Raw genomic sequence first — 13,324 nt, 5'->3', positions numbered from 1 at the left:
GTTCCGGGTCGGTGGAGAACGTGAACGTCTCCCGCCGCCACGGCTGCACGTGATATCTGCGCCACGCCCTGGCCACGGTCGCGTCGCCGACACCCAGGTGCCGGCCCAAAAGCCGGCTCGACCAATGCGTCACCGCCAACGCTTCCGGCGGCGGCTCGAGAGTGGCCGCGATGATCCTGGCATCGTCCACGATCTTCGGCCGCCCCGGCCGAGGCTCGTCATCCGACCCCGCCAAGCCACGCACGACGAACCGGTCACGCCACTTGATCACCGTCGGACGGGAAACCCCGATCAGCCGAGCGGTGCCCGCGGTTCCATGCCCATCCGCGACCGCCAGCACGATCTTGGCCCGCTCGACATGACTGGCCCGGATCGCCCGCGACCGTGTCCACGACTCCAGCACCGCCCGGTCCTCGCCACTGACCACCAACGCCGACGAAAGCATGACCTATCATCGCAAACCCGCGACCGTAAGCCAATTAACGACGCGCGACACTAGCCGCCGTCGCGCAGGGACCGGATCATGCTCCGCAGGATCCGGAACGCGTCCGACTGCTCGGTTTCGGTCATCCCGGCCAGCATCCTGACCTCGACGGACCGCACCGCCACGGTCGCCTTCTCGAGGCTGCGCCGGCCGCGAGGCGTGAGCCGTGTGGGCAGCACCTTCCCGACGGGGGCCGCCTCGGGCCTGGTCACGTGGCCCTCTCGTTCCAGGTTCTGGAGCAGCACGTTCATCGACTGCCGTGTGACGAACGCGCCCCGCGCGAGCTCGGAGTTCGACAAGCCCGGTCGCTGGGCCAGCAGCTCGAGACACGAGTAGTGCGTCACGCTCATCCCGAGCGGCCGCAGCACCTCGTCCATGGCCGCGCGCAGGGCGCTCGACGCCTCTTTCAGCAGGTAGCCCAGTGACGTCTCCAGGTCGACGCCGACACCGTCTTGACTCATGTCAGTATTCTGACATAGGTTGACTCGTGTCAGAAGACTGACACGGAAAGAAGGAGCACCACCATGCCCGTCACCGGCCCCGACTTCATCTCGCTCCAAGCGCGCGACCTCGCCGCCTCACAGGCGTTCTACGAGCAGTACCTCGGCCTCGTCCGCTCGCCGGCCGGACCGCCGCACGCCGTCGTCTTCGAGACGAAGCCGATCGCGTTCGCACTCCGCGACGTCGTTCCCGGCACTGATCTCGCATCCGTTGCCCAGCCGGGCATCGGTGCCGCGATCTGGCTCCACGCCACCGACGTCCAGGCCATCCACGACGCTCTCGTCGCCGGCGGCCACACCATCGTCTCCGCGCCGATCGACGGCCCCTTCGGCCGGACGTTCACCTTCGCCGACCCCGACGGCTACCAGATCACCCTCCACGACCGCGCCTGACCGGCCGGACGGTGGCGAGCCGGGAACTCAGTGCGGCGCGCCGACCTCGTACTCGGGACGGTCGTTGAGCACCCGCACGGTGACCTTCTTGGCCTGGCCGCCGATCTGCACGGTGCAGTCGAAGGTCGTGCCGTTCTGGGCCGCCTCGTTCGACGGGCACTGGGCGTTCTTCACGTCGGGCTCGCCGTAGTTCTCGTTCAGGACCTTGACCACACCGTCCTGAAGGGACTCCTGGTCCAGGACGTCCCCGCGGAACGCGCCGAGCAGCCACGCGCCACCGCCGCCGAGCACGAGCACCAGGACCGCGATCCCGGCGATCAGCAAGGGTTTCTTCGACTTCGGCCGCTTCTCGGGCGCCGCGGCGAACGCGCCGAGGCCGCCGTACTGCGACGGCTGGAACCCGCCGCCGTACTGCGGGTCCGGCTGCTGCGCCGGCCGGCCGCCGCCCGGGGCGCCCTGCTGGGGTGCCGGTGGCTGCGGCTGCCACGGGGCGTTCTGCTGTCCCTGCCACGGCCCGGAGAACGACCCGCTCGGGCCGGGCTGCTGCGGGGCCCACTGGCCGGTGTAGGACCCGGTGGCCGCGCCCGGGGCGTCGTTCTGCTGCCACTGCCCGGAATGCGGGCCGGTCGCCTGCTGCTCCGGCTGCCAGGCCGGGGACTGGGGCTGGCCCGGCGCCGGCGGGTTGGCCGGCGGCTGCCACCACTGCGGCTGCTGGTCGGGCGGCTGGGTCATCGGGGATCACCTCGGGTCGGGCGGGGGGAGACGGCCACGGCTCAGTTGCCCTGCGCGTCGCCGAGCCGGCGGTAGAAGTCGTCCATCGCCGCGCGGTCGGGCAGCACGGTGATCTGCGCCGCGTCGGGCAGCTTCGGCATGTCCTGCAGGCTCGCCGGGCCGGTGAACTTGAACTCGTACTTGAGCTCGACCTGGTGGCTGTCGCCGCCGAACTTGGCGTCCATCGCGAACGAGACCAGGCTGCCGTCCGGGTTCAGCGTGATCGTGGTCGGCACCATGGCCTTGTTCAGCTCCGGCCCGATCAGGCTGGTGACGCTGGCCGGCAGGATCTCGACCCGGTTCTTGACGAAGACCTCGAAGGGCACGTTGACCGTCAGCGCGGTCTTGCCGTCACCGAGGCTCTTCGCCCCGCGGACCGCCCGCTTGTCGGCCCGGTAGGCGTCGACCGTCGAGTCGGCCATCCGGCACGGGGTCAGCACCCCGCCCCAGACGCACGGCTGGACCAGGCCGGCCTCGGGCTTCGGCATCGACACCCACGCCGTCGGCGAGACGCCCTTCTGCACGTACATCGGGCCGAGGTAGGTGTACTCGACCGGGCCGTCCGCCGGGGTGTATGTGTCGATGATCTCGTCGGGGTTCTTCAGCGAGCGGTGCCGCACGACCCGGTTCTCCGGGCTGCCGGTGCGGGCCGAGGTGACGGTGCTGTGGACCCACTTGTCGTCGAACTTGAAGTAGGCGTCGAGCGAGTTGGTGACGTCGCGGGTGTCGGTGATGCTGTCCTCGAGCTTGCCGATCACCTGCTCGAACTTGCCGCCGACGTAGTCCGCCGCGTCGTCGCCCTTCGGCAGCGGCGTGCCCGCCTTGGCCTGGCCGCAGGCGCTGACGAGCGCCAGGAACGCCCCCAGGACGAAGATCGCCGTCGGTCGTTTCCTCATCGCCGTCCCCTGCTCGCCTGTGCCCGTGCTCCGGGCGCCCGGATCGTCTCATCCTCGCGTGTCGGCGCCGCGCGTGCGGGCACTTCGGCCGGAAAACCGGGTAGAGTCCGGAGGGCCGGGGCTGTCCCGGCGCTTCCACCCACCCCCGATGCGTGGCTGCGGCGAGCGTGGGGGTATCTTCATATGTCGTTGTGCGTTGCGGCGCATCAGCGCGCTAGGCCCGCACAGAACCCACACGCAATGTTGACGACGAGGTAGACCCTTGCCCACGTACAGCCCCAAGCCCGGCGACGTCACTCGTGCCTGGCACGTGATCGACGCCGAGGATGTCGTGCTCGGCCGGCTCGCGACCGAGGTCGCCACGCTGCTGCGCGGCAAGCACAAGCCGACCTACGCCCCGCACGTGGACACCGGTGACTTCGTCATCATCGTCAACGCCGAGAAGGTCGCGCTCACCGGAAACAAGCGCACGCAGAAGTTCGCCTACCGGCACAGCGGTTACCCCGGCGGTCTGCGCAAGCGGTCCTTCGGCGAGCTGCTCGACACCAAGCCCGAGCACCTTCTCGAGAAGGTCGTCAAGGGCATGCTGCCGAAGAACAAGCTCGGCCGCGCCCAGGCCAAGAAGCTGAAGGTCTACGCCGGCCCGCAGCACCCGCACACCGCGCAGCAGCCGCAGGTGCGCGAGATCACCAAGATCGCGCAGGTCGCGCAGTGAGTGAGGAACAGTCTGTGACCAGCACCGAGCCCGAGACCGCCGAGGTCACCACCGAGGCGACCGAGACCGGCGCCGTCGAGACCCCGGAAGCCACCGAGGCGACCGAAACCACGGAAGCTCCCGAGGCTCCCGTCGCCACCAGCGAGACGCCGGTCGCGACGAGCGAGACCCCGGTCGCCACCAGCGAGACCCCGGCGGCGACCAGCGAGTCCGCCACCGCCCCGCGCCCGTCGCGGGCCGCGGGCGGCAACGCCCAGACCGTCGGCCGCCGCAAGGAAGCCGTCGTTCGCGTGCGTGTCGTCCCGGGCACCGGCGAGTTCAAGCTCAACGGCCGCACCCTCGAGGAGTACTTCCCGAACAAGGTGCACCAGCAGCTCATCAAGGACCCGCTGGTCCTGGTCGAGAAGCCGGACGCGTTCGACATCTTCGCCAACCTGCACGGTGGCGGCGTCTCGGGTCAGGCCGGCGCGCTGCGCCTGGCCATCGCCCGTGCGCTCATCGAGGTCGACGCGGACGACCGCCCGGCCCTCAAGAAGGCCGGCTTCCTGACCCGTGACGCGCGCGCCACGGAGCGGAAGAAGTACGGCCTCAAGAAGGCCCGTAAGGCCCCGCAGTACAGCAAGCGCTGATCGCGCCTCTGGCGCAACCCACCGGAGCGCTCATCCGTCCATCGGATGGGCGCTTCGGTGTTTTTACCGATCCGCCCGGGCCGATGTCGCATTTCCCGTGCTCGGAGCGACATTCGGGGGTGGGGGAGTGCGCCCGGGAACGCTCGTTAGGTTGTCGTGGTGGTTGCGCTGCCGCAGCCGCTCTGAGGAGGTCGATCGATGGCACGCCTGTTCGGTACCGACGGGGTACGTGGTCTGGCCAACGCCGAGCTGACGCCCGAACTCGCGCTGGCGCTCGCCGCCAGCGCCGCCCGCGTCCTCGCCGCGCACGACCGCTCGCACCGGCCCATCGCGGTCGTCGGCCGGGACCCGCGCGCCAGCGGCGAGATGCTCGAAGCCGCGGTCGTGGCCGGGCTCACCTCCGCCGGCGCGGACGTGCGCCGGGTCGGCGTCCTGCCGACGCCGGCCGTCGCCTACCTGGTCGGCTCGCTCGAGGCCGACCTGGGCGTGATGATCTCCGCGTCGCACAACCCCATGCCGGACAACGGCATCAAGCTCTTCGCCTCGGGCGGGCACAAGCTCCCCGACGGCATCGAGGACGAGATCGAAGCCGGCCTGGCCTCGAACGCCGTCCGTCCGACCGGCGCCAGTGTGGGTCGTGTCACGGACGTCGAAGACGCGCTCGACCGCTACGCCGAGCACCTCCTCGCGGTGACGCCGCATTCGCTCGACGGCCTCAAGGTCGTTGTCGACTGCGCGAACGGCGCATCGTCCGCCGCCGCGCCCGAAATCTACCGCCGCGCCGGCGCCGAGGTCGTCGCGCTGTACGCCGAGCCCGACGGCGTCAATATCAACGAGCACTGCGGCTCCAACCACCCGGACCGGCTGCGCGAGGCCGTCGTCAAGCACGGTGCCGACCTCGGCATCGCCCACGACGGTGACGCCGACCGCTGCGTGGCCGTCGACTCCGCCGGCGAGCTGATCGACGGCGACCAGATCATGGCCGTGCTGGCGCTCGCGCTGGCCGAGTCCGGCGAACTGGCCAAGGACACGCTGGTCGCGACCGTGATGAGCAACCTCGGCCTGCACCTGGCGATGCGCGCCCACGGCATCACCGTCGTCACCACCGCGGTCGGCGACCGCTACGTCCTCGAGGAGCTGCGGTCCAGCGGCTTCGCCCTCGGCGGCGAGCAGTCCGGCCACGTCGTCCTCCCGGCGCACGCCACCACGGGCGACGGCCTGCTGACGGCGTTGCGCCTGATGAGCCGCATGGCCGAGACGGGCAAGTCCCTCGCCGACCTGGCCGCCGTGATGAACCGCCTGCCGCAGGTGCTGATCAACGTCCGGGTCGCCGACAAGGCGGCGGTCGCGGGGTCGAGCGAGGTCCGCGACGCCGTCGGCGAGGTCGAGGCCGAGCTGGGCGAGGAAGGCCGGGTGCTGCTGCGCCCGTCCGGCACCGAGCAGCTGGTCCGCGTGATGGTCGAGGCCCCGGCCCAGGCCACCGCCCAGGCCGCCGCCGACCGCCTCGCCGGAGTGGTCTCGGCGGTTTCCTGAGTCTGCCGCGGCTCTCGTGAGTGTTTAGGGCGGTTAGAACCGCCCTAAACACTCACGAGAACCCGCGCCGAGGCCAGGCCGCGGAACACCGGGTGGGTCTTCCACCGCACGTCCTCGACCCGGCACCCGCCGGCGAGGACGTCGGCCAGCGCGCGCAGCGCGATCTCGCCCTCCGCCAGCGCCACTCCGGAGCCTGGGCAGGCGTGCCGGCCGAGGCCGAACGGCAAGCCGTCGGTCAGGGAGATCGCCACCGGGCCGTCGGCGCCGAACCGCAGGACGTACCGGGCCGGGCAGATCTCGGCCGCCAGGTCACGCACGCTCGTCCACGCGACGCCCGAAGCCAGCGAAAGTCCGGCGCAGGCCAGGAAGTTCAGCGAGTTCTCGTACGCCGCGTGCGCCAGGACGACCGGGTTGATCGCCAGCTCGTCGTCGTCGAGCCGGCCTGCGGCGTGCGCCGCGCGCAGGGCCGCCAGGCCGCTGCCCGGCTCGGCCGGGGCCCGGCTGAGCTGAACGGACAGCCGGAACGCCGACGCCTGGCCTCGCCGGTCGGTGCCGCCGAAGACGTCGAGGTTCGCCGTCGTCGCTTCCAGGTGGTCCAGGAAGACGTCGTCGAGCGGCACGCCCAGCACCGCGGCCGTCACCAGGCCCGCGACCGGCCGTGCGAAGTCACGCACGAGGTCGAACGACGTCCCCAGCGCGCCCACGACCGTTTCGACGCCGCCGCGGACCGCGTCCGGGAACGGCTCCAGCGTGGCGATGATCTCCCGCAGCACACCGCGCACCCGCGTGTGGCCGTCGCCGTCGCGCAGCAGCACGCTGGGTGACCCGAGCCCGGGATCCGACGTCAGCTCCGGCGACCGCAGGGCGCGCGCGGCCGCGTCGCGGCCCTCGACCACGGCGATCCCGTGCCGTTCGAACTCGTCCATCGGATCCACACCGTAGGGCAGGATGAGGCGGTGCCGCCCGCAGCCGTCCCGGACGAGGTCCTGACCACGCCCCTCACGGACCTCCTGCTCCGCAACGCGGCCGCCGACCGGCCCGCGTTCACCTGCCGGGTGTTCCCAGGACCTGTCGATCACACCCTGACGTGGCCGCAGGTGCTCGCGCAGGTCCGCGGGATCGCCCGTGAGCTGCGTCGTGTCACCCGGCCGGGTGATCGGGTGGCGATCGTCGCCCGCCAGGACTTCGGCTACGTCGTCGGCTTCCTCGGGACGCTGTACGCCGGGCGCGTCGCGGTGCCGCTGTCCGTCCCGGCCGGCCGCACCAACCGCGCCCGGCTCGAGTCGGCCCTCGCCGACGCCACGCCGTCGGTCATCCTGACGTCGAAGAACCTCCTGGGGAGCCTGGCGTCCCGGCCGGAGGGGCTGCTGGCGATCGAGGACGTCGAGCCGGACGACGTCGAGCCGCCCGCCGCGGTCGCCATGACCGACCCCGCCTACCTGCAGTACACCTCGGGCTCGACGAGCCGCCCGGCCGGCGCCGTGATCTCCCACCGCGCGCTGGTGGCCAGCTGCTGGCAGACCACCGAGTGCTACCACGCCGACGCGTCGACCCACCTCGCCGGCTGGGTGCCGTTCTTCCACGACATGGGCCTGGTCCTGCTCATCGGCACGCCCGTGTTCCTGGGCGCGCACTCGGTGTTCTTCACGCCGATGGAGTTCGTGCGCGACCCGCTCCGCTGGATCCGGCTGCTGGCCGGGCACCCGGGCGCGATCACGGCGGCCCCGAACTTCGCCTTCGACCTGGCCGCGGAAGCCGCCGGCGAGCTCGAAGACGTCGACCTGTCGCAGGTGAACTCGGTGCTCAACGGCAGCGAGCCGGTCCGCGCGGCCACCGTCGAGGCGTTCGATCGCGCCTTCGCGCCGTTCGGGCTGCCCCGGGCCGCGCAGAAGCCCTGCTACGGGCTGGCGGAGGCCACCGTGTTCGTCGCCAGCGCGGGTGACGAGGGCCCGACGATCACGGACTTCGACGGCGAGCGGCTGGTCTCGGCGGGCCGGCCCTACGGCCAGCGCGTCCGGATCGTCGACAAAGAGATCTGGGTGGCCGGGCCCAACGTCGCCGACGGTTACTGGGGCCGGCCGGACCGCGGCGACGCCTTCGCCGAGCCCGGCTGGCTCCGCACCGGCGACCTCGGCTTCGTCCACGACGGCCTGCTGTACGTCACCGGGCGGCTGAAGGACCTGATCATCGTCGACGGCCGCAACCACCACCCGCAGGACATCGAGGCCACGATCGAAGCCGCGCACCCCGCCGTCCGGGCCGGCCGGGTCGCCGCGTTCGCGGTGCGGGACAGCCGCGGCGAGGGCGTGGCGGCCGTGGTCGGCGCCGCGGACCACGACGACGCCGTGGCCACCGCCGTCCGCCGGGCCGTGTCGGCGGGTCACGACCTGCCCCTGCGCGGCCTGTGGCTGGTCCGGCCCGGCGCGGTGCCGCGCACCTCCAGCGGCAAGGTCTCCCGCGCCGCGGCCCGGGACCGCTGGTGGGGTGAGAATGGGCGCCATGACTGACGCGGCCGCCTACGCCGACGAGATCCGGAAGATCGTCGCGCTCGCGCTGGAGCTCCCGCCGGACCGGCTCGCCGACTCGACGCCGTTCGACGACATCGGCCTGACGTCCCGGCAGCGGATCCAGCTGCTCGCGCGGGTCGAGGTCCGCTTCGGCGTCTCCGTCGACCTGGACGAGCTCGACCGGCTGGTCGACGTCCGGGGTGTCGCCGAGGTCATTTCCGAAGCCGTCGAGGCCCAGCGTGCCACCGGGTGACTCCTGGGCGCACTTTTCCGAAGTCGCGGCTGGCCATACGGCCGAACGCTAGACTCTGTGTGCATCTGCGACGGCACCGATCGGCGTCCGGGCGCGTCACAGTCTTCGAACAGGTGCCAGGGACTGTGGGATCGAAGGGGGCAGCCACCATGCCAGACGGTTATACGGCGAGTTCGGAAGCGATGACGCGGGCGCAGATCCGCCTCAACGACGTCGCGGACGACCCGGCGGGCGAAGCGAAGAAAGTCGCGCCGACGGCGATCGTGGCTGCGGACTTCGGCCGCGTCCACCAGGAAGGTTTCGGCAAGTACAAGGCCGGGATCGACGAGATCGGCGCGGGCATGACCGGGCTGTCGAACGCGCTGATGAACCTCGGCAGTGGCATCGGTACCGCGGGCGGGAAGTACACCACGCAGGAATCGGACGCGGGTGCGCAGGCCAACGCGGCGGGGAGCAAGTAATGGCCGAATGGGCTGACATCAAGAAGGTCCTCGACGACCCGAACGTCTCCATGGAAAAGAAATCCGCCCTCATGGAGGCGTACGACAAGGACACCTGGAACTTCAACGACGAAGAAGAAAAGTACGCCAAGGAATACATCGACGGGTATTCCGACCGGAACTGGGCCACCACGCCGCTCTATCCCACCGGTTCCGACGGCGAGGTCGACGACCGGCTGAAGGAAGCCCAGCAGGAATCGCAGGCCAAGGGCAAGGAACAGCAGGCCCAGACCGACCGCAAGAACCAGGCGAAGAAGAACCTCGACGGAATCGCGAAGCCGACGCTCAACGCGGGCGCGAAGAGCTCCGACGAGCAGCTCGACCAGGGCAACGTCACGGTCGACTTCCTGGTGCTGTGGACCACCGACATCTGGAACAAGATCAAGGGCGGCACCGGCCAGCTCGACCCGCAGAAGGACCTCAAGGACAAGTTCCACGAGAACCGCGGCATCCAGTACCAGAAGTTCCTCACCGACGCCGACGACCTGGGCAAGGCGCACAAGGTCGTCGAGGACACGCTCTCCAAGAGCGACACCGAGCTCCAGACCCTCTTCGGGGAGTGGAAGGGCAAGGGCGCCAACGCGGCCGAGATCAAGTACGACGAGGCGATCAAACCGCACGCCAAGGAGCTCTCCCAGCAGATCGACGGCGCCGCGAAGCTGCTCCCGGAGACCGTCGGGCACGTCTTCGACGCCGTCAAGAAGAAGGTCGACGAGGTCCTCGCGCTGCACCGCACGACGATCGCCCAGGCCGACATCTCCATGGCCCGTGACGTCCTCAAGATCGCGAACGGCGAGACCGGCGAGTTCGACGACTTCATGAAGGTCGCCGGCTGGGTCGACGGCGTCAACGCGCAGAACGGCAACCAGACGAACCTCGCCGAGCGGCTGCAGAACGACGACTGCGGCTTCAACGACGAGAACAAGGAGTACGGCCGCCAGGTCTGCCGCTACTGGCGCGACGGCGCGTTCACCACCGAGTACCAGGGCCTGATCAACGCGTTCAACGGCTCCTGCAAGTCCGCCAAGGACACGATCGACCAGCAGTGGGGCGCGCTCGACCAGTACCTGTCCGGCTACACCAACCAGCTGACCGAGGCCAAGGGTGCCGGCCCGGACACGGGCAAGGGTGACGGCGGCAAGGACACCAGCACCGGCGGCGGGGGCAAGGACTCCAACACCGGTGGCGGCGGCCCTGGCACCGGCGGCGGGCCCGGCACGGGTGGTGGCGGCACCGGCACCGGCAGCGGGGGCGGCGGTACCACGACGCCGTCCGCGAGCGAGCCGCCGAAGCCCGAGGACGCCGCGCCGAAGCCGGACGACGCCGGCACCAACCCGGTCACCGGCAAGCCCCTCGAGGTCGACCCGTCGACCGGCGAGCCGTACCCGATCGACCCGAAGACCGGCGAGGCCATCAAGGACGCCGACGACACGGAGACCGTGTCGGTCAAGAAGGGCGACAACACGATCGAGATGTCCGAGCCCGACAAGCAGGGCAAGATGGACATCACGGTCGACGACGGCCAGGGCCACAAGAAGGACTACCCCCTCGACTGGGGTGACGACGACAAGGCCGGGGCCAAGGGCGCCGACGGCAAGGACGGCGCGAAAGACGCCGCCTTCGGGCCGCAGGGCAGCCACGCCGTCAAGGACGGGCAGCCATCGGCCGACGGCAGCTACAAGCCGGGCGCCGACGGCAAGATCCACATCCAGGACGGCAACCTGAAGATCACCGCCGAGCGGCCGGAAGGCCCCGGCGGGCCGACGGTCGTCACCGTCGACGACGGCAAGGGCGAGCCGACCACCTACACCCTGGACTCGAAGGACGGCCCGAAGGCCGACGACCTCAAGGCCGACGGGACCGGCGCGGCGTCCGGCACGAGCACGTCCGGCGCGACCCCCGGCGGCACCGGGGGGTCCGACGGCGCGGCCGGCGGGCCGGACAGCGGCAGTGGCGTCGCCGCCGAGATCCGGCACGACGCGGACGCCGAGTCGCCGCTGACGAAGGACCCGGCGCCGGACAACCCGGACCCGGGCCTGACGCAGGGCTCGTCGGCCGGCGGCGGTGGCGGCGGGTTCAGCACGCCGGGGGGCATGGACTTCTCGGGTGACCTCGGCACCGACGCGACGGCCGAACCGGCGCTGGCCACGGCCGACGCCGGGACCGGCGGTGGCGGCGACTCGACGACCACGGCCGGGGCGAGCGACTTCGGCTCCGCCGTCACCGGTGGCCACACCACGGCCGACTTCGCCGGCGCGGTGTCGCTGGAGCCGGGCGCCCAGACGGGCAGCGACGCGTCGCTGCCCGCGGCCGACGGCGGCGGGCTCGGTGCGACCCCGGTCGACCCCGGCATGCACCAGGCGGCCGCGAGCGGCTCGGCCAGCGGCATGAGCGGGATGGGGAGCATGGGCGGGATGATGGGCGGCATGGGTGGCTCGCCCGGGGGTGGGGGCGGCGGTGGCGACCAGCAGCGCGGCCCCAGCCAGTACCGCATCGAAGGCGGCGTCTTCGAGACGAGCGGGGCGAAGGGCCGGATCAGCGGCTCGCTGGACGACGAGGGTGAGCGCTCGATCCGGTACGACCGGTGACGGGCTTTTCTGGGAGGGCTTTCGAGTGAGAGCTGAGGAGGGGCGATGAGCAGCGCCGAAGAGCGGTACCGCGCGGCGATCTCCACGATGGACGCCGCGGCGCGCGAGCAGGACGAGCAGCGGGGGCTGCGCGAACGGCGCGTCGCGGAGGCCGAGACGCAGGCGCGCGAGGGCCTGAAGAACGAGCTGGGTGCCGCGCAGAAGTACGCCGAGCACATGGACGAGCTCAACAAGCGCAAGCAGAGCGCGGGCGGCTGGGCGACGGAGAAGACCCTGGCCGACAAGGGCCGCGAGTCGCTGATGCAGTTCGGCGGCGAGGACGAGGACTCGACGCCGACGAACAGCTTCCCCGCGGCTCCGGCTCCGGCCGCGGCCGCGCCGCGGCCCGAGCCGGTGACGGCGCCCGTGCCTACGCCGGAGCCACCGCCCCCGGCACCCGAGCCGCAGCGACCGCGGGGACGGCACGCGCGTCCGGTCGAGGACGAGGACGACTTCTCCAGCACGAGCTGGCTGGTCTGAGGTTCCGACAGCGGAAAGGCCCGGCGAACCTCGCCGGGCCTTTCTCGTGTGGTCAGTGCGCGGGTTCGTCCTCGCGCTCGATGGTCGCGCGCTTGACGTCCGCCTCCAGCAGGGGCCGGTACTTGTCGGTGCCGGTCAGGTGGGTCAGGAAGAACGCCGTGAACAGCGCGCGGGTGAGCTGCTGCGTGCCGCGGTGCGGCTTGCCGTGCATGATCAGCTGCGACCAGTGCCGGCCCTCGGCGACGCCGAGGTGGGACGCCTTGCCGAGGGTGCGCAGCTGGACGTCGTCGCCGCCCCAGTTGTCCGAGATCGCCTCGGCGTGGCCGACGGCCGGCGCGACCAGGTCTTCTTCGGCGGCCAGGTGCAGGCCCGGGACGGTGATGCCGCGCGCGGCCTCGCTCGCCGGCGGGAGTGTCTGGGCGGCCGCGATCGTCGCGACGGCGCGGATCCGCGGGTTCTCGGCCTGCGCGTCCTGCGCCGCGGCCAGCACGGCCGAGCCGCCGCCGGCCGAGTGCCCGGCGAGGCCGAGCTTCGCCGGGTCGACGCTGATGCCGTCCGGGCCGAGGCGGACCGTCGTGACGACGTCGAGGGTGGTCAGCAGGTCGGCGGCGAGCAGCCGGTGGGACGGCAGCGGCCCCCGCTGGGTGGCCGGCGCCGCGGCGACGATGCCCCAGCTGGCGAGGTGGTGCAGGAGCTGCCGGTACCGGTCGGGCGGCTGCAGCCACCCGTGCCCGAAGGCGACGGCGGGCAGGCCGAGACCGGCGCGGGGCGTGTACACCACACCCGGCAGGCCGACCAGGGCGAGATTGCCCCGGAGGACCTCGTGCGGACCCGGGTGCTTGAGCTCCGCGAGCAGCTGCTTGGGCTTGCTGGCCATGGCCGGAACCCTACTGCCCGCGCCCGGCCCCGGCTCGCTCGCCGCCCCGGCTCCCCTCGAACGCCCCAATGTGGCGTTGGGTGCGTCCAACGCACCCAATGTGGCGTTCGGTGCGTCAGATGCACCCAACGCCACATTGGGGCGCTCGGGAGGGGGCGG

The 13,324-nt window shown here is 71.6% G+C and carries 15 protein-coding genes; 9 read left to right on the top strand and 6 right to left on the bottom strand.

All coding sequences use genetic code 11. From position 1 onward, the window contains the following. Positions 1-445: helix-turn-helix domain-containing protein (locus ACLJQZ_RS38355; RefSeq protein ID WP_410625350.1), on the bottom strand; the 445-nt coding region annotated here is incomplete at its 3' end. A gap of 50 nt (positions 446-495) precedes the next feature. Then, positions 496-945, bottom strand: coding sequence for a MarR family winged helix-turn-helix transcriptional regulator (locus ACLJQZ_RS38350; protein WP_410625349.1), 450 nt, complete (start codon positions 943-945; stop codon positions 496-498). Between the two features lie 63 nt (positions 946-1,008). Between ACLJQZ_RS38350 and ACLJQZ_RS38345 the strand changes: the two genes are divergently transcribed. After that, positions 1,009-1,377: a VOC family protein gene (locus ACLJQZ_RS38345; RefSeq protein ID WP_410625347.1), complete on the top strand. Its 369-nt coding sequence runs from the start codon at positions 1,009-1,011 to the stop codon at positions 1,375-1,377. A 27-nt stretch (positions 1,378-1,404) separates the two neighbouring features. On the opposite strand, the gene ACLJQZ_RS38340 is transcribed toward ACLJQZ_RS38345, so the two are convergent. Next, entirely contained in the window at positions 1,405-2,109 is a 705-nt protein-coding gene (locus ACLJQZ_RS38340) for a DUF4333 domain-containing protein (RefSeq protein ID WP_410625345.1), read from the bottom strand. 41 nt (positions 2,110-2,150) lie between these two features. Then, a complete protein-coding gene (locus ACLJQZ_RS38335) occupies positions 2,151-3,044 on the bottom strand; it encodes a hypothetical protein (RefSeq protein WP_410625344.1) in 894 nt (297 codons plus the stop codon). Between the two features lie 262 nt (positions 3,045-3,306). On the opposite strand from ACLJQZ_RS38335, the gene rplM reads away from it, so the two are divergent. The 3 genes from rplM to glmM all read left to right on the top strand — a co-directional run bounded on the left by rplM (position 3,307) and on the right by glmM (position 5,921). Then, positions 3,307-3,759 (top strand): 50S ribosomal protein L13, encoded by a 453-nt coding sequence (rplM, locus tag ACLJQZ_RS38330; protein ID WP_247060576.1) that lies wholly within the window; start codon positions 3,307-3,309, stop codon positions 3,757-3,759. Between the two features lie 14 nt (positions 3,760-3,773). Next, positions 3,774-4,388: a 30S ribosomal protein S9 gene (gene rpsI, locus ACLJQZ_RS38325; protein ID WP_410625341.1), complete on the top strand. Its 615-nt coding sequence runs from the start codon at positions 3,774-3,776 to the stop codon at positions 4,386-4,388. Between the two features lie 198 nt (positions 4,389-4,586). Next, the gene (gene glmM, locus ACLJQZ_RS38320; RefSeq protein WP_410625339.1) at positions 4,587-5,921 is read left to right on the top strand and encodes a phosphoglucosamine mutase; all 1,335 of its coding nucleotides are present in this window, start codon (positions 4,587-4,589) and stop codon (positions 5,919-5,921) included. 44 nt (positions 5,922-5,965) lie between these two features. Here glmM and ACLJQZ_RS38315 read toward each other — a convergent pair whose 3' ends face one another. Then, positions 5,966-6,847: a cytochrome P450 gene (locus ACLJQZ_RS38315; protein ID WP_410625338.1), complete on the bottom strand. Its 882-nt coding sequence runs from the start codon at positions 6,845-6,847 to the stop codon at positions 5,966-5,968. A gap of 30 nt (positions 6,848-6,877) precedes the next feature. On the opposite strand from ACLJQZ_RS38315, the gene ACLJQZ_RS38310 reads away from it, so the two are divergent. The 5 genes from ACLJQZ_RS38310 (at position 6,878) to ACLJQZ_RS38290 (ending at position 12,288) form a co-directional block, all read left to right on the top strand. Continuing rightward, positions 6,878-8,428: a fatty acyl-AMP ligase gene (locus tag ACLJQZ_RS38310; RefSeq protein ID WP_410625336.1), complete on the top strand. Its 1,551-nt coding sequence runs from the start codon at positions 6,878-6,880 to the stop codon at positions 8,426-8,428. Continuing rightward, positions 8,421-8,681, top strand: a complete 261-nt coding sequence (locus ACLJQZ_RS38305) for an acyl carrier protein (RefSeq protein WP_247060584.1) — start codon at positions 8,421-8,423, stop codon at positions 8,679-8,681. The genes ACLJQZ_RS38310 and ACLJQZ_RS38305 overlap by 8 nt, the downstream gene beginning before the upstream one ends. A 149-nt stretch (positions 8,682-8,830) precedes the next feature. After that, positions 8,831-9,142: a hypothetical protein gene (locus ACLJQZ_RS38300; RefSeq protein WP_247060586.1), complete on the top strand. Its 312-nt coding sequence runs from the start codon at positions 8,831-8,833 to the stop codon at positions 9,140-9,142. Next, complete coding sequence (locus tag ACLJQZ_RS38295; RefSeq protein WP_410625333.1) at positions 9,142-11,769, top strand: WXG100 family type VII secretion target; 2,628 nt, start codon at positions 9,142-9,144, stop codon at positions 11,767-11,769. The genes ACLJQZ_RS38300 and ACLJQZ_RS38295 overlap by 1 nt, the downstream gene beginning before the upstream one ends. Positions 11,770-11,814: 45 nt before the next feature. Then, on the top strand, positions 11,815-12,288 hold the full coding sequence (locus tag ACLJQZ_RS38290) for a hypothetical protein (protein WP_410625331.1): 474 nt from the start codon (positions 11,815-11,817) through the stop codon (positions 12,286-12,288). Between the two features lie 52 nt (positions 12,289-12,340). On the opposite strand, the gene ACLJQZ_RS38285 is transcribed toward ACLJQZ_RS38290, so the two are convergent. Beyond that, positions 12,341-13,165 carry a chlorophyllase/cutinase-like alpha/beta fold protein gene (locus tag ACLJQZ_RS38285; protein WP_326946041.1) on the bottom strand — a complete coding sequence of 275 codons (825 nt, stop codon included), beginning with the start codon at positions 13,163-13,165 and terminating at the stop codon, positions 12,341-12,343. Between the last annotated feature and the right edge of the window lie 159 nt (positions 13,166-13,324).

The sequence above is a fragment of the Amycolatopsis sp. cmx-8-4 genome (assembly GCF_046548675.1).
Classification (GTDB): Bacteria; Actinomycetota; Actinomycetes; order Mycobacteriales; family Pseudonocardiaceae; genus Amycolatopsis.
Note: the sequence above shows the minus strand (reverse complement) of the source record. Positions and strands in the feature narration are given on the sequence as shown.